The following is a 22,662-nucleotide window of genomic DNA, read 5'->3' on the forward strand; positions in this document are numbered from 1 at the left end:
TCATCCACAGAGACAAAAAAGCCCCCATGTAATGGAGGCTTTTCCTAGCTATTTGATAGCTTACAAACCGTAAGACATCAAACGCTTGTAACGACGCTCTAGCAGCTCTTCAGTGGTCAAGCCTTCGAGCTTTTCTAATGCGGCTAGCACGTTTTCTTTTAAACGTTGGGCCATCAAAGCGTGGTTAACATGGGCGCCACCGAGAGGCTCCTCAATAATTGTATCCACAAAACCTAGCTCTTGTAGACGATCCGCAGTGATACCCATGGCTTTCGCTGCATCAGAGGCACGCTCAGCACTCTTCCATAGGATAGAAGCACAGCCCTCTGGGGAGATAACGGAGTAAGTGCCGTATTGCAGCATCATTAGCTCGTCACACACACCAATCGCCAAGGCACCACCAGAACCACCTTCACCGATAACAGTAGAGATGATCGGAGTCTTGAGCTGGGACATTTTCGCCAAGTTAAACGCGATGGCTTCACTTTGACCGCGCTCTTCGGCACCAACACCAGGGTAGGCCCCAGGGGTGTCGATTAGAGTAATTACTGGCATTTTGAAACGCTCAGCGGTTTCCATCAAACGTAGCGCTTTGCGGTAACCTTCTGGGCGTGGCATACCAAAATTGCGAAGTACTTTTTCTTTCACTTCACGGCCTTTTTGGTGACCAATTACCATCACTGAACGACCATCTAAGCGGGCAACACCACCTACGATAGCACGATCATCAGCGTAGTGGCGGTCACCATGCATTTCCTCAAAATCAGTGAAAGCATGCTTGATGTAATCGAGAGTGTAAGGACGCTTGGGGTGACGGGAAACCTGAGACACTTCCCAAGCACCCAAATCACTGAAAAGCTTCTGTGTCAGGGTGAGTTTCTTTTCTTCTAGTCGGGCAATCTCTTCACTGATATTCAGTTCATTATCGTTGCCGACAAGGCGTAGTTCTTCGATTTTTTGTTCAAGCTCAGCAATCGGCTGCTCAAACGGAAGGTAATCTAAATTCATTTTCTACACACTGCTATTTTGGTTGCCATCATTTTACAGGAAGTTTGCTTTACAAACACCCCACAGCACCACGGAGTAGGCCGCGTCCCTTTTAAAATTTTGCGTGCCGCTAAGTATACACCAGCTGCACATTTTGTTTACCGTAACTTACGCGAAGTTGGTGGATTAATTCATCATCTGGCATCACTTTCCACTGACTACCCAGACGCATATCACCTTTTGCTTGAGGTGAATCCACGCTAATCACCACATCACAACCATCCCCCCGATAAGGGGCAATAATACTAGCCAACTGTTGCACCTGAGCCGGTGCCATTGTTTGACCACACAAGTCAATACGCAAGGCTTCCACATAGCGAATCCGTGCTTTGGCAATATCAAGCACATTTCGCGCCACCACTTTCTGGCCACCACGAAACTCATCAATACTAACTTCCCCTTCAACCACCACGATTTGATCAGGAGTGAGGTAGTCTTTAACCGACTCGAAGGTATCAGGAAATACGGTGACTTCAATCCGCGCAGAGCGATCATCTAAGGTAACAAAAGCTATATTGCCGCCTTTTTTACTTTTGGTCACGCGCATTTCAACAATCAAGCCAGCGATAACCTGAGTGTCTCGTTTAGGCTGAATGTCCACAATTTTATGACGGGCGAAGCGGCGTATTTCTCGCTCATAATCATCAATTGGGTGGCCTGTCACATACAGACCAAGAGTATCTTTTTCTCCATCTAAACGCTTACGTCCCGGCCATTCCTCTTGAACACCAATCTCATCGTAAGCATTTTCGGTTGGCTCATCGACCGCAATACCAAACAAATCCATCATACCAGCATCTTCGTTTTTGGCATTCTGATCAGCACGACGCAGCGCCTCATCGATACTGTTGAATAAGGTTGCTCGGTTTGGTCCAATGGTATCTAGTGCTCCGGAGCGCACTAAGGCCTCCAGTACACGCTTATTCACCTTACGACCCACTCGCTCACAGAAGTCAAAAATATGCTTAAACGGGCCGTTTTCACTACGAGCTTGAACAATGGCCTCTATGGGGCCTTCACCGACCCCCTTAATTGCACCAAGTCCGTATACGATGGCACCTTTATCGTTGACCGTGAACTTAAACACCGACTCATTCACATTGGGCAATTCCAACGCCAACTTCATGGCTCGGCATTCTTCAATGAAGATCACGATTTTGTCGGTGTTCTGCATATCCGCCGATAACACCGCCGCCATAAAAGGTGCCGGATAATGATGTTTTAACCATGCGGTTTGGTAAGAAACTAAAGCATAAGCAGCCGAGTGGGATTTGTTAAAACCATAGCCAGCAAACTTTTCCATCAAGTCAAAGATGTTACCAGCAAGATCTTTGTCGATATTGTTTTTCGCCGCCCCTTCCATAAAGATCAGGCGCTGCTCTGCCATAACTTCGGGCTTTTTCTTACCCATTGCCCGACGCAACAAGTCCGCGCCACCCAAGGTGAATTTTGCCAGCACCTGGGCAATCTGCATTACCTGTTCTTGGTAAAGGATAATACCGTAGGTCGGCTCCAATACCGGGATGAGGTCTTCATGTTGATAATCAGGATGGGGGAAAGCCAGCTCTGCACGACCATGCTTACGGTTAATAAAGTCATCCACCATGCCTGAGCCCAAGGGGCCGGGGCGGTACAAGGCCACCAAAGCGATGATATCTTCGAAACGGGAGGGCAATAGCTTTTTGATCAGCTCTTTCATACCGCGGGATTCCAGCTGGAATACGGCAGTAGTTTCAGCTCGTTGCAGTAAGTCGTAAGTGGCTTTGTCTTCTAGGTCAATTAGGGCAATATCAAGGGGCTCTTTCCCTTCTTTGGCATGGAGCTTATTGATGGTTTCCAGCGCCCAGTCCACCACGGTTAGCGTCTTTAAACCCAAAAAGTCGAATTTCACCAACCCTGCTTCTTCCACGTCATTCTTGTCGTATTGAGTGACTAGACCGGTACCATCTTCCTCACAATAAAGTGGAGCAAAATCCGTCAATTTAGTCGGTGCGATGACCACACCACCGGCGTGTTTACCGAAGTTACGCACTGTGCCCTCTAAGGTGAAAGCCATTTCCATCACTTCGGCAGCGTCTTCATCCCCTTCAATAAACTCTACTAACGCCGGCTCTTGCTCCAACGCTTTTTTCAAAGTCATCCCGATTTCGAATGGGATCAGTTTCGACAGTTTGTCCCCTAGTGAATAGGGCTTACCTTGAACCCGAGCCACGTCTCGTACTACCGCTTTGGCCGCCATCTGACCGAAGGTAATGATCTGGGAAACGGCATCACGGCCATAGGTGCGCGCTACGTAGTCGATTACTTTATCGCGGTTGTCCATACAGAAGTCGATATCGAAGTCTGGCATGGAAACCCGCTCTGGGTTGAGGAAACGTTCGAATAGTAAGTCGTATTCCAATGGATCAAGGTCGGTGATTTTCAGGGCATAAGCCACCAAAGAGCCCGCACCGGAACCCCGTCCAGGGCCGACGGGAATATTGTTATCCTTCGCCCACTGGATGAAGTCCATCACGATTAAGAAATAACCGGGGAACCCCATCTGGTTAATAATATCCAGCTCAAAGTCGAGTCGATCAATATATTCTTGGCGCTTATCCAAAATACGCTGACCGTATTTTTTCGATAGGGTCTCAAAGCGCTCAGCAAGTCCCTTATGGGACAACTCACGGAAGAAATCTTCCATGGTCATGCCTTCTGGCACAGGGTAATCCGGGAGGAAGTATTTGCCTAATAAGACATCCACGTTACAGCGCTTGGCAATTTCTACGGTATTTTCGATCGCCTCGGGCAGATCACTAAACAGCTCAGCCATTTCCTCTGAGGATTTGAAGTACTGCTCTTCTGAGTAACGACGTTCCCGGCGTGGATCATCTAGGGTTACCCCATCAAAAATACAGACCCTAGCCTCATGGGCTTCAAAGTCCTCGCGCTTCATAAAGCGTACATCATTGGTCGCCACAATGGGGCAATCTAACTCAGCTGCTAGAGGCACGACGGCGTGCAGATAGTCTTCCTCTCCGGACCGAAAAGTGCGACTCACTTCAATATAAAAGCGATCTGGGAAGACTTGCATCCAATGTTGCAAGCGCTGTTTGGCCTCTGCCGTTTTGTATTTCGCTAATAAATGTCCTGCCTCCCCGACAAAACCGCCGGACAACGCAATCACATCCTCACTAAATTCTTCTACCCATGCCCGTTTAATGATCGGCCGACCATCTACCTGACCTAATCGATACCCCTTGGAAATAACTTCGATCACATTCTTATAACCTTGATTGGACATGGCCAACAAGGTCATACGGGAGCGTTTGTCGATTAACTCATCCGCTTCCAACCAAATGTCTGCACCACAAATCGGCTTGATGCCGTTGTCCATGGCGCCTTTGTAGAAACGCACAAAGCCACACAAGTTATTCTCGTCGGATATGGCTACCGCAGGCATGTCCGCTTTGGCAGTCGCCCCCAATAAACCTTTAACTTTGACCAAACCATCGACCAAGGAAAATTCGGTATGGACGCGTAAATGAACAAACTCAGACATCTCAACTACCTTCTAGTATTTTACGCACTGGGCCAAAACTACGTCGATGTAAGGGACACACGCCATGTTCTTCAATCGCCTGTAAATGCATAGCGGTCGGATAACCTTTGTGTTTGGCGAAACCATATTGGGGATATTCTCTATCCAGCGCGGTTATTTCTCGGTCACGGGTAACTTTTGCCAAGATGGATGCCGCAGCAATCGCTGGGTGACGGGCATCTCCTTTCACTACCGCCTCAGCGGAACAAGCAATATTTTTCGGTAAGCGATTACCGTCAATCAAGGCATGCTCACAGCTTGGTGACAGAGTATTAATTGCTCGGGTCATGGCGAGCATACTGGCATGCAAAATATTAAGACGGTCGATTTCACCCACATCGGCCCGGGCAATGGAATAGGCTAACGCTTTTTCAATAATTTCCTCATAAAGCGCTTCGCGTTTTTTTTCCGTCAATTTTTTGGAGTCATTCAGTCCGACAATGGGCTTATCAGGGTTTAAAATGACTGCCGCTGCTACCACATCACCTGCCAAGGGGCCGCGGCCCGCTTCATCCACTCCGGCCAGCAGTACACCGACATATTTTTCACTAATAAATGGAGCCAAGCCTGGCGTTTTACTCATAAGGGTTTTGACTCTAAAAGGTTCTGTATCGCATCAGCAGCACTGTTGGCCGCGTCTAAACGCAAGCTTTGGTGAATAGCTAGGAAAGCGTCCCCTAGGACGGGACTTTGATCAAATTGCTGCCAATTCTCCAGTAAAGCATCCGCTAACTTTTGAGGCTCTGCCGCGTCTTGCAATAGCTCTGGCACCAACAAGCGATTAGCCAAGAGGTTCGGCAAAGAAACGTAAGGCACTTTAAGCATCCGCGACATAATCGCATAGGTTAGTTTACTAAAACGATAAGCGACGACCATTGGACGTTTCACCAACATGGCCTCGAAAGCAGCTGTGCCAGATGCCAAAATCAACGCATCTGCAGCCGCCATAACTGTGCGGGAATGACCGTCAATGATGGTTACCGGCAGATGGGTCCCTTGTAATGCTTGTTCAATCTGTATCCTCCGCTCTGAGCTAGCGGCTGGAATCACAAACTGCACCTTAGGAAGGCGCTGCTGTAGTAGCTCCATGGTTGGCACAAATACGGGCATAAGCCGCCCCACTTCCCCACCGCGAGAGCCCGGCAAGACACCAATAATTTGCTCCGTTTCAGGGAGACCTAATTGGGTTCTGGCCTCAGACTTATCGGATACTAGGGGTACTTCATCTGCCAACGGATGACCCACACAGACGGCGGGCACTTGATGCTGCTGATAGATAGGCAACTCAAATGGGAACAAGGTCAGCATCAAATCAACGGATTGCTTGATTTTGAAAATACGTTTTTGTCGCCATGCCCAAACTGAAGGACTAACATAATGAATGGTAGGAAGACCATGTTGACGCAAACGACGTGCTAACGGCAGATTAAAATCGGGGGAATCAATGCCAATGAAGGCTGTTGGTGGTTGAGTTACGCAATATTTATACAAGCGTTTACGAATACCGAGCAACTCGCGCAGACGTCCTAAGACTTCCACCAACCCCATTACCGAGAGACGCTCCATCGGCACTTGACAGATTAGACCTTCCGCGATCATCAGCGGGCCGCCAATACCTTCGAACGCTGCATCTGGATAACGAGTTTTAAGCGCGCGTATCAGGCTAGCACCAAGAATGTCACCCGAAGCCTCACCGGCAACCATTACAAAACGCATAGATATTCCTCTCCCGACAAAAAACCCCGATAAATCGGGGCTTTTCTACTTCGCTACCGCTTAACGTACTATGCCACGGATAGAAGAACGTATCGACGCGACAAAGGCCGCTACTTCTTCCAGTTCAAATATGGCACAGCGCTCTAACTCGAGCAAAGCGTCCTCTAAGGGCAAGCCTTTCACGTAAATAATCTTATAGGCATTGCGCAGTGCTTTGATTACCTCAGCAGGAGTACCACGGCGGCGCATACCTTCAAAGTTCATTCCATGGGCTTTGGCGGGGTTACCAGAAACCATAACGTAACGAGGTACATCCTTTGTCACCATGGAACCCATGCCACACATGCTGAATGAGGCGACCTGACAAAACTGATGAATACCCGTATACCCACCTAAAATCACCGAATCGCCCACATGGACATGACCAGCGAGTGCCGCATAATTGGCTAATATGTTGTTATCACCAACAACGCAGTCATGGCCCACATGGGTACTGGCCATAAACAGATTGCCATTACCAATACGAGTGACACCCTGATCCTGAACCGTGCCCCGGTGGATTGTGGCGTTTTCGCGAATCACGTTGCGATCACCGATGATAAGTTGCGTAGGTTCGCCACGATATTTCTTATCTTGATTCGCCTCACCAACGGAAGCAAACTGATAAATCTCGTTTTGCTCACCTATCACGGTATGACCATTGATAACAACGTGGGATTTCACCACTGTCCCGGCGCCAATGCGCACATTGGGACCAATCACGCAGAATGGCCCAATTTCTACACTGCTATCTAACTCTGCACTGGGATCAACCAATGCGGTTGGATGTATCGACACGCTTATAGTTTCCTATCGGCACACATGATGGTTGCAGAACATGCTAAGTCGCCATCAACGGTAGCACGACATTCAAATTTCCAGATGCCACGCTTCTCAGTCACAATTTTGGCTTCCAGTTGCAAACGATCGCCAGGTACCACAGGACGTTTGAAACGAGCATTGTCTGCACCAACAAAATAATAAATGGAACCATCCTGTGGTGTTTTATCCATGGTTTTAAAGCCTAGCACACCTGCAGCCTGAGCCATGGCCTCAATAATTAATACGCCAGGCATCACTGGATGATCTGGAAAATGACCGTTAAAGAATGGTTCATTCACCGTCACATTTTTGTAAGCCACAATGGACTCACCTAAGTTCAACTCGACTACGCGATCTACCAACAAAAACGGGTAGCGGTGCGGTAGGTAACGGCGAATTTCATTCACATCCATCATTGAGTATTAGCCCTTTTTATAAAGCGTTTTAAGTTGTTTATCAATTTGCGTCACTTGCGTTGCCATATCGTCGATACGACGTAAGCGCGCTGCGGTGCGACGCCACTTATCTGTCGGTTCGAGTGCCGTACCAGAAGAATAGGAGCCTGCCTCAAGTATGGATTTGCTAACCAACGTCATTGCCGTAATGTGAACATGATCGGCAATGGTCAGATGACCGATAATGCCAACGCCACCAGCGATAGTACAGTGACGCCCGATTTGCGTACTACCAGCAATGGCAGCACAGCCTGCAATCGCGCTATTATCTCCAATTACGACGTTATGAGCAATTTGAACCTGATTATCTATTTTGACCCCATTGCCAATGCGAGTATCGTCCAGCGCCCCACGGTCAATGGTGGTATTGGCACCGACTTCTACATCATCGCCAATGCTCACCCCACCAAGCTGGTGAATTTTCACCCACCCTTCTTTACTTGGTGCAAAACCAAAACCATCGGCACCGATAACGCAACCACTATGAAAAATACCGCGCTCGCCAATTGCCACATCATGATAAATGCTAACATTAGCGTAAAGGTGGCAATCATCCCCTATCATTGAACGTTCACCCACCACACAACCGGCATCTATGCGTACGCGGTTGCCTAATTGCACATGGGGCTCAAGCACGACATTCGCACCTATCTTCACATCATCCCCCAGTTTTGCGGTTGGATGAATTTGTGCGCTGGGATGAATATTAGTATCGGGAGCCACTGCATCAGGGATAAAATGCTGAGTCAAAATAGCAAATGCCAGATAGGGATTAGCAACAATAATGGCATTCTCAATTTGTTGCGCCAGTTCGGGGGCTCTTACTAACACCGCCCCCGCACGAGTATGGGCTAACTTTGAAGCATACTTGGGATTCGCTAAAAAAGTTAACTGTCCGGGTTCGGCACTATCTAGAGTCGCTAATGCGGAAATTAGGTAATCCCTGTCGCCGCTCACTTCACCAGCGACCAAGGTGGCTATCTGCCCCAAGCTCATCTGTGGCATCAATTCGTCTCGTTCAATTTCTGCATTAGGGCTTGGGTAATATCAACGGTCTCATTGGCAAATACGGCCGCTTGACGACTCAACACCAGATCTAATTGGCGCTCAGCAATCAGGGCTTTTAAGGCCGCCTCGCCGGCTGGTTGCAATTGCTTGAGTAAATCTTGTTCCATTTTCTGGGCTTGACGTTGCATCGATGCAGCCATGTTGCGCAATTGCTGCTCACGCTGGGCAAGCTGCTGCTTTTGTTGATTGGCTTCATCCACCGATAACGTTAGCTCATTGCGTTGGAACTCGTTGATATCATTTTGCAAAGATTGCTTTTCTTCTGCAAGGCGCTGTTCCATCAGGCGCACCTGAGCTTGGGGTTCCTGTGCTGCAGCACGCCCAGATTCACTATTAAGCAGAGCAAACTGGAAGTCCACCCCCGCAATATTTGCCGCCCAAACAGGCAGTGTCACCAACATTAGCAGTGCCGCTAAACACTGCTGACGGAATTTTCTGAATGTCATAACCACTCCTGTCATTCTGCCAACTAACGAGATTGCTAGAAGGTAGTACCCAACTGAAACTGGAAGAAATCTGTTGAGTCCCCATCTTTCGGGTTAAGTACCTTAGCCAAGTTAAATGACAAAGGTGCGATTGGCGTAATCCAAGTCCAGTTTAAGCCCATACTGTAACGAATTTCGTTCATGTCGATGCCTTCCACACAAGTAGTGTTGCTATTATGGCAATACTCAGTGAACACGTTACCGGCATCTAAGAAAAGCGCAGTACGTACCGACTTATGATCTTCCACCATCGGCATTGGGAAAATCAGTTCCGCGGTACTGGTCAGCAAAATGTTACCACCAATCGCGGAAGTAGACGTAGTCGTGTCACTGTAAGAGTTCCTGGGCCCTAACGATGAGGAACTAAAACCACGAATCGAATAAGCGCCACCTGCGTAATAGTTCTCGAAGAATGGCAGAATATCCGTATCACCAAAACCACGCCCGTATCCCAAGCGCCCTTTTAGACGGAACAGCCACAAATTACTGTCATTGAGATTCCAGTAAGCCTGGCTATTTACTCCTAGCTTAAAGTAGCTCTGATCACCTAATGGGGTCGCTACATCGACAGTTACCTTATGAGAATAGCCCTCGGTAGGCAAAACACCACCAATAAGATCACTATCGCTCCAGCTAACATTCGCAATCACATCATCGAACTGCTCGCCGTACTTGGTCACATAGTCAGAAGTTTCATTGGAGGGGGACGAGCCCAGTTTAATGATCGTTTCTTTTACCGTAACACCAAAGCTAAGACGTTGTGTCTCATCCAGCGGATAACCGAAGTTTACCCCTGCACCAAGCTCATCGAGATCATAATCTTCCACATCATCTTGGTTATGATCACTGACCTTGTAGAAAAGATCGTAACCACGACTTATCCCATCTACAGTAAAGTAAGGGTTGTAATAGGAAAGCGTATAATCTTGGGTCTGGTTAGTACGACTGATATTCAGCGCTAGCTTATTACCCGTACCGAGGAAATTTCGCTTAGAAATACCAAAGCCGATTACCGTACCGTCCGCTTGGGAGTAGCCAATACTGGCCTGAATGCTACCTGAAGGTTGCTCCTCTACCGTCACATCCAAATCCACTTGATCGGTGGTTCCTGGCACTGGACGAGTACGCAAATCCACATTACCAAAGAAGCCTAGACGTTCAATAGCTCGCTTTGAAGCTTGAATTTTGGAATGGGTTGCTAGGGCACCCTCAAATTGAGTCATCTCTCGACGTAACACTTCATCGCGAGTCTCGGTATTGCCACTAAAATTGATACGACGTACGTATACCTGTGGGCCCGGTGTAATGTGGTAGGTCAGATCTACCGTATGATCGTCGCGTTTATTAGGCAAAATATTTACTTTGGTAAATAGATAACCTTCATCACCCAATTCGGTGGAAATAGCGTCCATAATGCGGGTAATTTGCTGACGCGAGAAGACATCACCTTTCGCTTGATCAATATGTTGCCAAACTCGGTCTTCGCTGATTGGCAATGAGCCGCCTAAACTAATATCGTTGACGTAGTAGGGCTCACCTTCATCTAGGTTTACCACAACGTATACTTTACGCTTATCAGGGGAGACACTCACTTGGGAAGAGACTAACTGATAATCCAGATAGCCGTTATCCAAGTAATAACTTTTTAATGCTTCCAGATCACCCTGAATCTTTGGTTTTGCGTATTCGTCGGCCGAGCTAAAGGGATTAAAAAAACCGGTTTCCGCTGACTGAAACTGCTTCTTCAAGGTCTCGTCGTCAAAAGCTTTATTACCAACAATGTTGATATGAACAATCTTGGCAGTTACCCCTTCTTCAATATTAATCTTGATCGCCACGCGATTACGGGGCATTTCCTCCACATCAATATCGACCTTGGCGCTATAACGCCCCAGCGCATAGTACTGGCGCTGTAATTCCTGCTCAATTTGATTCAAGGTGTCAGGCTTAAAGACTTCTCCAGATTGAAGGCCGGCAACATCCAGACCACGCTCAAGATCATCGGTGGCAATCAGATCGTTACCTTCGATATTTAGCTCACCAATGATGGGACGTTCCACCACATCGAAAATCAATTCGTTATTATCTTCGTAAACGTCAATATCGCTGAAGTAACCACTTGCGAACAGCTGCTTAACGGCATCGTAGACCCGATTGGAGTCGTAACCTTGGCCACGCTCAAAACCAATAATTTCGAAAGCTCGCACCGGTGTCATTTGCATAAGACCGTTGACGCGTACATCTGACACTTCTTTGGCCAACGCTACTACACTGGACATCGCTAATACTGCGGCGACAATGACTTTCACAGATACCTCTCTACAAACGAGCTATGTCGTTAAATATGGCGACCGCCATCATGGCGAACAGCAAAGATGCACCAACACGATAAGCCAACGCCTGAATTCTTTCTGAAACAGGGCGACGGCGTATCGCTTCAATGGTAAAAAATACTAAGTGGCCACCATCCAACATTGGAATAGGCAACAGGTTCAAAACCCCAAGACTGACGCTCAAATAAGCCATAAACTTCAAGAAGCTCTGCAAACCAGAATCTGCGGAAGCGGATGCCACTTTGGCGATGGTAATGGGGCCCGATAGATTATCAATTGCGATCAAACCTTGCAGCATCTTACCGATGGAAGAAATGGTCAAAGACACCATTTTCCAAGTTTGAGTAACGCCATATTCCAGTGCGGCAAATACCCCAAAGGTGCGGTCACGCACATCGGCTGCAGTCAGTTCAGGGGCTGCAACGGCCAATCCAGCAAACCCAGTAGCCACACCATTTTGCTCCCGCGAGGCAGGGACCAGTGTTAATTCCTGCTGTCTACCATCTCTTAACAAATCAACCTTTAAGGTGACGCCAGGGCTTTTTTGAACCCACACCACAAATTCTTGCCACTCATCAATGGCGGTACCGTTTACTGCGGTGACCCTATCTCCGATGCGGAAGCCTGCTGCCGCTGCTGCTCCCCCCTCTACCACCTCTGAGATAACCGGGGGAATCACAGGTTGCCAAGGCAGAATACCAAATTCGTTAATCAGGTCGTTAGGCTCAGCTCCCGCTAGCCACCGCTCCAAGTTAAAGCTACTTTCTTCCTCGTAACTACTGCCCGCTGGGATGTAACGTAACGTGTGACGTCCTGACTGACCAATCAAGTCGGCCAATGCCAAGTTGATTTCTTCCCAGGATTGAACCTCGTGTTCCCCAATACGAGTGATTTCATCACCAGCTTGCAGATTGGTTTGGGCGGCAGGCGAATTGCCGATAATATCCCCAACTTTGGGCACTAACGTTTGTAATCCGAGCAGGGCAACCAAAGCATAAATGATTGCTGCCAAAATAAAGTTGGCAATTGGACCTGCCGCAACAATGGCAAAACGCTGTCCTACACTCTTACAATTAAAGGTCTGCTGACGCAGGGAATCAGGTACATCTCCTTCCCGCTCATCCAACATGCGCACATAGCCGCCCAAGGGAATCATAGCGAGAGTAAATTCCGTACCAGCTTTGTTAACCCAACGATAAATCGGCTTGCCAAAACCTACTGAAAAACGCAGCACTTTCACGCCACAGCGGCGCGCAACATAATAGTGTCCAAATTCATGGAAGGTGATTAGCAAACCTAACGCGACGACGATAGATAGCACATTTTGAATCATGTATAACTCCGAGATGCAATGACTTCAGCGGCACACGTGCGTGCCTGTTCATCTGCAGCAAACACGACAGACAAATCATTGACCTGCCCCACAGGACTGAGTTCAAGAACTTTTTCATTCACCTTAGCGATATCTAAAAAGCCTATCTGACGCTGTAAAAACGCTGCCACAGCCACTTCATTGGCCGCATTCAGCGTCGCCATGGCGGTACCACCGGCATACCAAGCTTCGCTAGCTAAACGCAAATTCGGAAAACGCGTTAAATCCGGGGCTTCAAAGTCCAAGCGGGCAATTTGAAATAAATTAAGTGGAGCAACTTGAGTAGTAACGCGCTCGGGCCACGTCATACCATAAGCGATTGGCACACGCATATCTGGATTACCCATTTGCGCTATCACTGATCCATCGTTGTAAGACACCATCGAGTGAATGATGCTTTGGGGATGCACAACAACGTCCACCTGCTCTGGTGTAACACCAAATAACCAGCAGGCTTCAATCAACTCCAAGCCTTTGTTCATTAAACTGGCGGAGTCTACCGATATTTTCTGTCCCATCGACCAATTAGGATGCGCGCAAGCCTGCTCTGGCGTCACATCCTGCATCTGCGCCATGCTCCAAGTTCGAAATGGTCCACCGGAAGCGGTAAGCAGCAACTTATCGACATCTTTTAACATGGCACCCTGCTGCGATTGCGGCAAGGACTGGTAAATAGCGTTATGCTCGCTGTCGATTGGCAACAACAGAACCTCATGCTTAGCCACTTCTGCCATAAATAGCTTGCCAGCAGTCACCAAACTCTCTTTGTTGGCCAGTAAAATACGCTTACCTGCACGAATCGCAGCCAAGGTCGGACGCAAGCCAGCAAAGCCCATTATCGCCGCCATTACCTGATCAACTTCCGGAGCGGACACAATGGCATCAAGGTCATCGGCGCTAGATGCCACGGTTACAGGTAAATGAGCGATACGCTGCGCCAATTGCTCTGCCGCATCGGCATCCGTCATCACCACAGACCTGGGAGCAAAACGCTCACAGATCGCCGCCATCTTATCTACATTAGAATGAGCTACAGCGCTGACCAAATGAAAACGATCGGGATGTTGAGCAATAATATCCAGCGTACTCGTACCGATAGAGCCAGTGGCCCCAAGTAGACAGATACCTTGACTCACAGCCAACCTACCAGCAACAACAAGAGAACAAAGATAGGCGCTGCAGCAGTCAAACTATCCACTCGGTCCATTACCCCACCATGACCGGGAATCAGGTGACTGGAATCCTTGAGAGATTCATAGCGCTTGAACAAGCTTTCCGACAGATCGCCCAAAACTGAGACAAATACGGTAATAAGTGCCGCCACCGCCAATATTGACCACCCCGTAACCGAAGCACCTTGCAGATAAGAAAAGATGACCACACCCACTTGGGTAAGCAGAATGCCACCAATAACGCCTTCCCAGGATTTACCAGGAGAAACACGCACCGCGAGCTTGCGCTTGCCAAACGCACGACCGGCAAAATAGGCACCGGAGTCAGCCCCCCAAATCAGCCCCATCAGCAGCAGCACCCAGACCACGAAATTCGGACTCTGACGCAACACTACCAAGGCAGACCAACTGGTAATTAGGATAACCGCCCCAAACAAAGCCCTCACCGAGCGATGCTGCCAGCCAATCTGGGAAGGAAAGCGTATTACCCAAACTAAAGCGAGCAACCAAGCCAATGGGGCAAGGTATAAAACGCTCTGCTGCAGCGAAAAAATACTGACACCATAACAAAGAGTGCCAATCATACCAGCGTAGGCGATTCGAGTTGTTTGGGCGGAAAAACCGGCTAAACGAGCCCATTCCCAACCAGCTAACAACATGACGGCACCGATGGACACAGAAAATGCTGTTTCACCTAGCACGAACACAGCAACAATAAACAAGGCTGCCATCACGATGGCACTGAGAACTCTAGGCAATAACATCTTTATCGTCCGCCATAGCGACGCTGTCTTGAATAGTATTCCGACAATGCCGCAGTAAAATGATTTTCGTCGAAGTCAGGCCACAACACTGGCAGAAACACAAACTCAGAGTAAGCCGCCTGCCATAATAAAAAGTTGCTGATACGCTGCTCCCCTGAAGTCCTTATCATTAAATCAGGAGGCGGTAAATCAGCTAGACAGGTATGCTGGTGTAATCGCGTTTCATCTATTTCATCAGCGGATAAACTACCTGCCGCGACTTGCTTCGCAAGACTTTTTGCCGCTTCTGCGATGTCCCAACGGCCGCCATAATTCGCCGCAATAGCTAATACCATGCCGCTATTAGTAACAGTGGCTTGCTCGGCGTGACGAATTTCTTGCTGCAGACTATCACTAAACCCTTGGGTATCACCAATTACGCGCAGACGGATGCCATATTCATTTAAGCGCTTCACTTCTTTCTTAAGGGAGCGCATAAATAAACGCATCAAGCCATCCACTTCGGCTTTTGGCCGTTTCCAGTTTTCACTTGAAAAAGCAAACAAAGTGAGCACTTTGACACCAGCCCGGGCGGCAGCTTCTACGGTACGACGTACCGCTCCAGCACCTGCTGTGTGGCCAGCGATACTGGGAAGGAGCTTATTTTTCGCCCAGCGATTGTTGCCGTCCATAATAATGGCAACATGGGCAGGTGGAAGCGGTGACTGACCGCGCCCTTGGTCCGACTGCGACATGTACAAGTATCCAAAGCGAGGGTACACAAAGGCGAGCTGGGCTCGCCTTAGCTTAGATTGCCATTAGGTCTTTTTCTTTCGCGGCTAAGCGCTCGTCAACCTGAGCAATGTACTTGTCGGTCACTTTCTGCACTTGATCTTGACCACGACGATCGTCGTCTTCTGAAATCTCTTTCTCTTTCAACAGTTCCTTCAGGGTACTGTTGGCATCACGACGGATATTACGAATCGCAATACGACCATTTTCTGCTTCGTTCTTCGCTTGTTTAGCGTAGTTACGACGCGTTTCTTCTGTCAAAGCTGGTAACGGAATGCGAATTAGGTTACCTGTCGTAACCGGGTTAAGACCCAGATCGGACTTCATAATGGCTTTTTCAATCTCAGGAACCATTTTTGCTTCCCAAGGAGACACGCCCAACGTACGAGCATCTTCAACAGTGATGTTTGCAACTTGGTTAAGGGGGCTTTCACTGCCGTAGTAATTCACCTTGATCGGGTCAAGCAAACTAGGATGAGCTCGGCCAGTACGAATTTTATTGAACGCCACTTCTACAGAAGCAACTGCTTTACTCATGCGCTCTTCAGCGTCTTTGATAATATCGTTAATCATCGTTTCCTCACTTAATCAGTGTGCCTTCGTTTTCACCAACCATGATATTGATTAATGCGCCTGGTTTATTCATGTTAAAGACACGTACCGGCATATGGTGGTCACGAGTTAGACAAATGGCAGTTAAGTCCATGACACCCAACTGTTTTTCTAAAACTTCGTTGTAGCTAAGGGTATCATATTTCACTGCAGCAGGGTCTTTCATTGGGTCAGCAGAATAAACACCATCTACTTTGGTTGCCTTCAAGACCACATCAGCATCAATTTCAATGCCGCGCAGACAGGCCGCAGAATCTGTGGTAAAGAATGGGTTGCCAGTACCAGCAGAGAAGATCACCACATCACCATCTTTTAGGTGACGCATCGCACGGCGACGATCATAGGGCTCTACAATCCCTGTCATATTAATTGCCGACATAACACGAGTAGAAATATTGGCACGCTCTAGAGCATCGCGCATTGCCAAGGCATTCATAACTGTAGCCAGCATCCCCATGTGATCGCCAGTCACACGATCCATGCCCGCTTGACTCAAAGCTTGTCCGCGAAATAGGTTGCCACCGCCAATCACTATGCCGACTTCAACCCCAATACCACGTAATTGCCCGATCTCTAATGCCATGCGGTTGAGCACTTTCGGATCAATACCAAAAGTTTCATCCCCCTGCAGGGCCTCTCCACTCAACTTAAGCAAAATACGTTTGTAATTTGAACTTTTTTCTTTTGGCATCGTGACCTCCAACCAGGGCATTTTAGACATTGCAGAGCATAATACACTGCTTGCAAAAGTAGTATTCATAAAAAGGGGCAGTCAAGCTGCCCCTTTGATTATTGCCTATCCAGCAATTAACCTTTCAACTGTGCCGCAACTTCAGCTGCGAAATCAGTTGCTTCAACTTCAATGCCTTCACCTACTTCAAGGCGAACAAAAGAAGTAACAGAAGCGCCAGCATCTTTCACAAGTTGACCCACTTTAACTTCTGGGTTCTTAACGAAAGGCTGCTCTACTAGGCTGTTTTCAGCCAAGAATTTCTTCATACGACCAACGATCATTTTGTCAACGATCTCAGCTGGCTTGCCAGCCATATCAGGCTGCGCACGGATGATTTCTTCTTCTTTCGCTAACACTTCTTCAGGCATATCTTCGCCACGTACCACACGTGGAGAAACAGCAGCTACGTGCATAGATACGTCTTTCGCCAACTCGGCGTTACCACCTTCAAGTTGTGTTAGTACAGCGATTTGGCCGTTACCGTGTAGGTAACCACCTACTAGACCACCTTCTACAAGCACAGCGCGACGTGGAGTGATGTTCTCACCGATTTTTTGCACTAGGGCTTCACGTAGTTGACCTACTTCACCTTCAAGCAATACTGCCATGTCGGTTTCTTTGCTTTCGAACACGATGTCAGCAACTTTGTTAGCAAAAGAAACGAAGTTTTCATCGCGGGCAGCAAAGTCAGTTTCAGAGTTAACTTCAACTAGGACACCGTAAGAGTTGTCGTCAGCTAGGCGCAATACCATTGTACCTTCTGCCGCAGTACGACCAGCTTTCTTAGCTGCTTTCATACCGCTTGATTTACGTAGTTCTTCGATCGCTAGCTCGATGTCACCGTCAGCAGCAGCAAGTGCTTTTTTACACTCCATCATGCCAAGACCAGTGCGCTCGCGTAGCTCTTTCACCATTTTAGGAGTTACTGCAGCCATGTTAATTCCTCTTGAACGATTACAAATTTATAAAAAAGGGGGCGAGTTGCCCCCCTTTCAGCAAACAAAATCAATGTTAGCGCAAAAAGATTACGCTTCAGTTGCTTCGCTAACTTCTACAAACTCATCAGCAGTACCCGCTGCAGCTGCACGACCTTCTAGCGCTGCATCAGCAAACGCAGATACGTACAATTGTACGGCGCGGATAGCGTCGTCGTTTGCAGGGATAACGTAGTCAACACCATCTGGGTTGCTGTTTGTATCTACGATACCGATAACTGGGATACCTAGTTTGTTCGCTTCTTTGATTGCAATGCGCTCGTGATCAACGTCGATTACGAAAAGAACGTCTGGCAGACCACCCATATCCTTGATACCACCTAGAGAACGCTCTAGCTTCTCAAGTTCACGAGTACGCATTAGCGCTTCTTTCTTGGTCAACTTTTCGAACGTACCGTCATTCATTTGCGTTTCAAGGTCACGTAGACGCTTGATAGAAGCACGGATCGTTTTGTAGTTAGTCAACATACCACCCAACCAACGGTGGTTAACGTATGGCATACCAGCGCGAGAAGCTTGCTCAGCTACTGATTTAGATGCCGCACGCTTAGTACCAACGAACATCACTTTGTTTTTGTTCTCAGCCATTTTTTTAACAAGCGCTAGGGCTTCGTTCATAGCTGGAACAGTGTGTTCTAGGTTGATGATATGGATTTTATTGCGCGCACCGAAGATGAATGGCTTCATCTTTGGGTTCCAGTAACGAGTTTGGTGACCGAAGTGTGAACCAACCTGTAGTAGGTCGCGCATAGAAACTGTAGGCATTAGATTTTCCTTTATTTTGGGTTAGTTACTCTTACTAACAGCCCGACTCTCAGCCCGTCTGGGTTTAAGGCAACCCTGGACACCCTTGAGAGGAAGCATTCGCGGTAGTAAGGTCGTTAGATTAAGTTTAGTTTTTTCGCTTCTAGCTAACCGTTTCATAACGGCCATAAAAGCGAGGCGTTTTATACCACAAAATCAAATTAAGCAAAAGCACCAAGATACTGTACCAGCAGCTTGGATGGATATTTTTCCCTCCGCGGGGGCGATAAAGGTTCTCAACTCATGTAGAATACGGGCCATTATTATCTTATTCGCCTTTATAGATAGAGTTATTATGAGCAACGAAATCCTAGAGCGCGTCGCGCTTCTTACGCAAAACGGTCGCGCGGAAGTCCCCGCTTGGACACCACGCCCCGCAGCCACCCGTTTTACTGATATTAATGACATTAACGGTATGCGCGAGGCTGGCCGCTTGGCTGCCGAGGTGCTAACCATGCTGGCTGAATATGTCGTTCCCGGTGTAACAACTGAGCAACTGGACATCATTGCTCACAATCATATTGTGACGAGTCAAGGCGCCATCCCTGCGCCGCTCAATTACCATGGTTTTCCAAAGTCCTGCTGTACTTCGGTAAACGATGTCATTTGCCATGGCATTCCGAATGATAAAGCCCTCAAAAAAGGGGATGTGGTGAACATTGACATCACCGTGATCAAAGATGGCTATTACGGCGATACCAGTAAAATGTTTTTTGTTGGCGATGTTGCCCCCCATGCTAAGCGACTTTGCCAAGTCACCCAAGAGTGCCTATATCTCGCCATCAAAATGGTTAAGCCCGGCGTTCGGCTCGGTGACATTGGTGCCGCCATATCAGCCCATGCACACAAAAACCATTACAGTGTCGTAGAGGAATATTGCGGTCATGGTTTGGGAACTACTTTCCATGGCGAACCACAGGTCGCTCACTATGGTCGTGCTGGCACGGGTGTCGTGCTGGAAGAAGGTATGACCTTTACTATCGAACCTATGATCAATGCCGGCAAGAAGCAGGTCAAACATACTGGCCCAGATAACTGGATCGCCAAAACCAAAGATGGCCGTCTTTCTGCCCAGTACGAGCACTCATTACTAGTCACTGCGGACGGAGTTGAAATCCTTACTCTGCGCCCCGAAGAGACAATTTAGCGATAACGATTAGCATCCTTTTCGAATAAAACATGGTTTGAGGCCTCTATGGACTTTCCTGCTCACCCTGATTCTCCACCTCTTCTGACGCCTGAAGAGAAACAGTTTTTGGCACAAAGTAGCACCAGCGCTAGCCAATACCGGGCATTGCTGCGGGAAAAGGAAGCCGCCTACCACGATTTATTCCATGCTCTCTATCCTATTGAAAAGTTGGTAAAGGGACTTGCCAGATTATATGACGATGTCATGCAAGCTGCTTGGATCGCCCGTGGACTGGGAGATGAAACCAGTGTCGCCCTCGTGGCAGTGGGAGGCTATGGACGTGCCGAGTTACACCCAAAATCGGATATAGATCTGCTGATACTGACCCATGATGAGCAGCCCGTACCGGAAGAGAAACTCGAAGCCTTTATCACTTTCTTGTGGGATTTGAAGCTGGACGTAGGCCATAGTGTACGCTCTATCCGCCAGTGTACCGAGATGGCAGCTAATGATGTGACCGTCATTACCAACCTTATTGAATCTCGTACCCTTTATGGCCCAGCCGAATTACTGGCAAATCTTAACCTGCATATAGATGTGAGTCAGATGTGGGATGGCCATAGTTTTTACCGGGCCAAAATCGACGAACAGCGCCAGCGCCACGATAAATACCAGAATACCGCTTACAACCTTGAGCCTAACTTGAAGGAATGCCCGGGTGGACTGCGCGATATGCAGGTGATCGACTGGGTGGCTAAACGCCATTTACACACCCATCGCCTCAGCGCCCTAATCGACAAACAGTTTTTGTCAGAGGATGAGTATTTACAGCTCAAGGGAGCTGTTAGCCACCTATGGCGCATTCGCTGGGCATTGCATATGACAGTAGGACGCAAAGAAGACCGACTGCTATTCGATCATCAACGCACTTTGGCACGCATGTTTGTCTTTGATGATGACGATCTAAAGCGTAATGTTGAGCGCTTCATGCAAGGCTATTACCAAAGCGTTGCCGCTATACAGCAACTGAACGATTTGCTTTTACAGCACTTTGAAGAGTCTTTCCTGTTCATTGATGACAACCCTGTGATCGAGCATGTGAATGAACGTTTTCGTATCTGTAATGGACAAATCGAAGCCTGCGCCGCTGACTTGTTTCAGACTACCCCGTCAGCCATGCTAGAAGTCTACAAGCTACTAGGGGAACGCAGTGATATTCGCGGCATTCGCGCTAATACCATGCGCATGCTGCGAGACAACCTCGACTTAATCGACGATAACTATCGCAACGATCCGGTCAACACCAGCCTGTTTCTCGACATCATTGCCAGCCCCTATCGTATGACGCGAGTGCTGAGATCAATGAAGCACATTGGTCTGCTAGGTCGCTATTTACCGGAGTTTGGCGCCATTATCGGCCAGATGCAGCATGACCTATTCCACATATACACCGTTGATGCCCACACGCTGCAGTTAGTGGAAAACCTACGCCGGCTTTGGCAACCCGAGGCACGCAATAATTTCCCCATTTCTTCTCAGACCATCCGCCATTTAGCCAATGTGGAATTACTTTATATTGCTGGTCTGTACCATGATATTGCAAAAGGACGTGGCGGCGATCATTCTGAGCTTGGTTGTGTCGATGCTCAACTATTCTGCGAACGACATGGACTTTCTAAGCACGATACGGACTTAATTGTATGGCTAGTAAGAAACCATCTACATATGTCCGTTACCGCCCAGCGCAAGGATATTTCTGACCCGGAAGTTATTTGGGAATTTGCTAGCTTTGTTGGCAATCAAGAGCGCCTAGACTACTTATTCTTGTTAACCGTCGCTGATATTAACGCCACCAACCCAACCATGTGGAACAGCTGGCGCGCATCGCTAATGCGTCAACTCTATCTCGAGACTAAACGAGCATTGCGGCGTGGGTTGGACTCCCCTATCGATGCGGATATGCAAAGTGACGAACACAAACAACGGGCCTTGGAACTTCTGATTGAACGCAATGTAGATATGGCTGAGGCAGAAGAAATCTGGGAGCGTATCGAGGAAGAATACTTTATCCGCTCCAGTGGTGATGAAATCGCTTGGAACACCGAGGCCATTCTCAAACATCGCCCAAGTACCAAACCCTTAGTAGCCATCACAACGCTAGGTGGCCGTAATTTTTCTGGTGCCAGTAAGATCTTTATCTATACACCACTGGCCAGCCATTTGTTCGCTGTAACAGCAGCGCTACTGGAGCAGCTGGGCCTCACTATCCTCGATGCCAAAATCAACACCACGACGGACAACTACAGCCTAGACACCTTTGTGGTGATGGACAGTAATGATAACAACACCAATCTTTATCTGGACAATAAGCGTATTCAGCTAATTCGTGAAACCCTAATGGAACAGTTGGACTCGCCATCATTGTATGAAAGCATGGTTCGTCGCTTTACTCCGCGCATTCTAAAGATTTTCAATGCGCCATCGACAGTGCAATTTGTTTCGCAACCGGAAGAGGTATGGTCAGCCCTAGAAGTCACGGCACCAGACCGTCCAGGGTTACTAGCCTTAATCGGGCAGTTCTTTATGCAGTCGGGTATCATGCTGCACAAAGCCAAAATTGCTACCTTAGGTGAACGGGTAGAAGACACCTTTTATATTACCGAAGAAAATGGCGAGCTGATTAGTGACCCAGTGCGTATGGATTTTATTTGCCAATCTTTAAAAGACAGTATTGACCGCTTCTCACAGGCGACGGATTAACT

General features: G+C 48.0%; 19 protein-coding genes. 2 read left to right on the forward strand and 17 right to left on the reverse strand.

The genetic code is table 11. From position 1 onward, the window contains the following. Positions 1–60: 60 nt before the first annotated feature. The 17 genes from accA to rpsB form a co-directional block, all read right to left on the reverse strand. Positions 61–1,008 (reverse strand): acetyl-CoA carboxylase carboxyl transferase subunit alpha, encoded by a 948-nt coding sequence (gene accA, locus FJM67_RS07315; protein ID WP_140588136.1) that lies wholly within the window; start codon positions 1,006–1,008, stop codon positions 61–63. A gap of 109 nt (positions 1,009–1,117) precedes the next feature. Continuing rightward, positions 1,118–4,591, reverse strand: a complete 3,474-nt coding sequence (gene dnaE / locus FJM67_RS07320; RefSeq protein ID WP_140588137.1) for a DNA polymerase III subunit alpha — start codon at positions 4,589–4,591, stop codon at positions 1,118–1,120. Between the two features lies 1 nt (position 4,592). Next, the gene (rnhB, locus tag FJM67_RS07325; RefSeq protein WP_140588138.1) at positions 4,593–5,213 is read right to left on the reverse strand and encodes a ribonuclease HII; all 621 of its coding nucleotides are present in this window, start codon (positions 5,211–5,213) and stop codon (positions 4,593–4,595) included. Continuing rightward, the gene (gene lpxB, locus FJM67_RS07330; RefSeq protein ID WP_140588139.1) at positions 5,210–6,346 is read right to left on the reverse strand and encodes a lipid-A-disaccharide synthase; all 1,137 of its coding nucleotides are present in this window, start codon (positions 6,344–6,346) and stop codon (positions 5,210–5,212) included. The genes rnhB and lpxB overlap by 4 nt, the downstream gene beginning before the upstream one ends. 60 nt (positions 6,347–6,406) lie before the next feature. Beyond that, the gene (gene lpxA, locus FJM67_RS07335; RefSeq protein ID WP_140588140.1) at positions 6,407–7,183 is read right to left on the reverse strand and encodes an acyl-ACP--UDP-N-acetylglucosamine O-acyltransferase; all 777 of its coding nucleotides are present in this window, start codon (positions 7,181–7,183) and stop codon (positions 6,407–6,409) included. 2 nt (positions 7,184–7,185) lie between these two features. Beyond that, on the reverse strand, positions 7,186–7,623 hold the full coding sequence (gene fabZ, locus FJM67_RS07340) for a 3-hydroxyacyl-ACP dehydratase FabZ (protein WP_140588141.1): 438 nt from the start codon (positions 7,621–7,623) through the stop codon (positions 7,186–7,188). Between the two features lie 6 nt (positions 7,624–7,629). Beyond that, positions 7,630–8,667 carry a UDP-3-O-(3-hydroxymyristoyl)glucosamine N-acyltransferase gene (gene lpxD / locus FJM67_RS07345; protein WP_235890012.1) on the reverse strand — a complete coding sequence of 346 codons (1,038 nt, stop codon included), beginning with the start codon at positions 8,665–8,667 and terminating at the stop codon, positions 7,630–7,632. Continuing rightward, entirely contained in the window at positions 8,667–9,176 is a 510-nt protein-coding gene (locus FJM67_RS07350) for an OmpH family outer membrane protein (protein WP_181161447.1), read from the reverse strand. Before FJM67_RS07350 ends, lpxD begins: the two co-directional genes overlap by 1 nt. Before the next feature lie 35 nt (positions 9,177–9,211). Then, positions 9,212–11,524 carry an outer membrane protein assembly factor BamA gene (gene bamA, locus FJM67_RS07355; RefSeq protein ID WP_140588143.1) on the reverse strand — a complete coding sequence of 771 codons (2,313 nt, stop codon included), beginning with the start codon at positions 11,522–11,524 and terminating at the stop codon, positions 9,212–9,214. Positions 11,525–11,534: 10 nt separating this feature from the next. After that, entirely contained in the window at positions 11,535–12,881 is a 1,347-nt protein-coding gene (gene rseP, locus FJM67_RS07360; RefSeq protein WP_140588144.1) for an RIP metalloprotease RseP, read from the reverse strand. Then, positions 12,878–14,062 carry a 1-deoxy-D-xylulose-5-phosphate reductoisomerase gene (ispC, locus tag FJM67_RS07365; RefSeq protein WP_140588145.1) on the reverse strand — a complete coding sequence of 395 codons (1,185 nt, stop codon included), beginning with the start codon at positions 14,060–14,062 and terminating at the stop codon, positions 12,878–12,880. The genes rseP and ispC overlap by 4 nt, the downstream gene beginning before the upstream one ends. Next, a complete protein-coding gene (locus FJM67_RS07370; RefSeq protein ID WP_140588146.1) occupies positions 14,053–14,856 on the reverse strand; it encodes a phosphatidate cytidylyltransferase in 804 nt (267 codons plus the stop codon). Before FJM67_RS07370 ends, ispC begins: the two co-directional genes overlap by 10 nt. Positions 14,857–14,858: 2 nt before the next feature. Then, positions 14,859–15,590, reverse strand: coding sequence for a polyprenyl diphosphate synthase (gene uppS, locus FJM67_RS07375; RefSeq protein ID WP_140588147.1), 732 nt, complete (start codon positions 15,588–15,590; stop codon positions 14,859–14,861). Between the two features lie 52 nt (positions 15,591–15,642). Next, positions 15,643–16,200, reverse strand: coding sequence for a ribosome recycling factor (frr, locus tag FJM67_RS07380; RefSeq protein ID WP_140588148.1), 558 nt, complete (start codon positions 16,198–16,200; stop codon positions 15,643–15,645). Between the two features lie 7 nt (positions 16,201–16,207). After that, positions 16,208–16,930, reverse strand: a complete 723-nt coding sequence (gene pyrH, locus FJM67_RS07385) for a UMP kinase (RefSeq protein WP_140588149.1) — start codon at positions 16,928–16,930, stop codon at positions 16,208–16,210. A gap of 116 nt (positions 16,931–17,046) precedes the next feature. Then, a complete protein-coding gene (gene tsf / locus FJM67_RS07390; RefSeq protein WP_140588150.1) occupies positions 17,047–17,907 on the reverse strand; it encodes a translation elongation factor Ts in 861 nt (286 codons plus the stop codon). A gap of 90 nt (positions 17,908–17,997) precedes the next feature. Continuing rightward, entirely contained in the window at positions 17,998–18,732 is a 735-nt protein-coding gene (rpsB, locus tag FJM67_RS07395) for a 30S ribosomal protein S2 (RefSeq protein WP_140588151.1), read from the reverse strand. Between the two features lie 334 nt (positions 18,733–19,066). Here rpsB and map point away from each other — a divergent pair, with 334 nt between their 5' ends. Together map and glnD are read left to right on the forward strand one after the other, a co-directional pair. Further along, positions 19,067–19,918 (forward strand): type I methionyl aminopeptidase, encoded by an 852-nt coding sequence (map, locus tag FJM67_RS07400; protein WP_140588152.1) that lies wholly within the window; start codon positions 19,067–19,069, stop codon positions 19,916–19,918. Positions 19,919–19,966: 48 nt separating this feature from the next. Further along, complete coding sequence (gene glnD / locus FJM67_RS07405) at positions 19,967–22,660, forward strand: [protein-PII] uridylyltransferase (RefSeq protein WP_140588153.1); 2,694 nt, start codon at positions 19,967–19,969, stop codon at positions 22,658–22,660. The last annotated feature ends 2 nt before the right edge of the window (positions 22,661–22,662 follow it).

It is taken from the genome of Maribrevibacterium harenarium (assembly GCF_006385675.1).
Classification (GTDB): domain Bacteria; phylum Pseudomonadota; class Gammaproteobacteria; order Pseudomonadales; family Marinomonadaceae; genus Marinomonas; species Marinomonas harenarium.

Excerpts from the sequence above, each read along its gene's own strand:
- tsf (WP_140588150.1), bottom strand. The coding sequence starts at position 17,907 with ATGGCTGCAGTAACTCCTAAAATGGTGAAAGAGCTACGCGAGCGCACT.
- map (WP_140588152.1), top strand. The coding sequence starts at position 19,067 with ATGAGCAACGAAATCCTAGAGCGCGTCGCGCTTCTTACGCAAAACGGT.
- frr (WP_140588148.1), bottom strand. The coding sequence starts at position 16,200 with ATGATTAACGATATTATCAAAGACGCTGAAGAGCGCATGAGTAAAGCA.
- lpxD (WP_235890012.1), bottom strand. The coding sequence starts at position 8,667 with ATGCCACAGATGAGCTTGGGGCAGATAGCCACCTTGGTCGCTGGTGAA.
- uppS (WP_140588147.1), bottom strand. The coding sequence starts at position 15,590 with ATGTCGCAGTCGGACCAAGGGCGCGGTCAGTCACCGCTTCCACCTGCC.
- lpxB (WP_140588139.1), bottom strand. The coding sequence starts at position 6,346 with ATGCGTTTTGTAATGGTTGCCGGTGAGGCTTCGGGTGACATTCTTGGT.
- FJM67_RS07350 (WP_181161447.1), bottom strand. The coding sequence starts at position 9,176 with ATGACATTCAGAAAATTCCGTCAGCAGTGTTTAGCGGCACTGCTAATG.
- FJM67_RS07370 (WP_140588146.1), bottom strand. The coding sequence starts at position 14,856 with ATGTTATTGCCTAGAGTTCTCAGTGCCATCGTGATGGCAGCCTTGTTT.
- accA (WP_140588136.1), bottom strand. The coding sequence starts at position 1,008 with ATGAATTTAGATTACCTTCCGTTTGAGCAGCCGATTGCTGAGCTTGAA.
- dnaE (WP_140588137.1), bottom strand. The coding sequence starts at position 4,591 with ATGTCTGAGTTTGTTCATTTACGCGTCCATACCGAATTTTCCTTGGTC.
- rnhB (WP_140588138.1), bottom strand. The coding sequence starts at position 5,213 with ATGAGTAAAACGCCAGGCTTGGCTCCATTTATTAGTGAAAAATATGTC.
- rpsB (WP_140588151.1), bottom strand. The coding sequence starts at position 18,732 with ATGCCTACAGTTTCTATGCGCGACCTACTACAGGTTGGTTCACACTTC.
- glnD (WP_140588153.1), top strand. The coding sequence starts at position 19,967 with ATGGACTTTCCTGCTCACCCTGATTCTCCACCTCTTCTGACGCCTGAA.
- fabZ (WP_140588141.1), bottom strand. The coding sequence starts at position 7,623 with ATGATGGATGTGAATGAAATTCGCCGTTACCTACCGCACCGCTACCCG.
- pyrH (WP_140588149.1), bottom strand. The coding sequence starts at position 16,930 with ATGCCAAAAGAAAAAAGTTCAAATTACAAACGTATTTTGCTTAAGTTG.
- rseP (WP_140588144.1), bottom strand. The coding sequence starts at position 12,881 with ATGATTCAAAATGTGCTATCTATCGTCGTCGCGTTAGGTTTGCTAATC.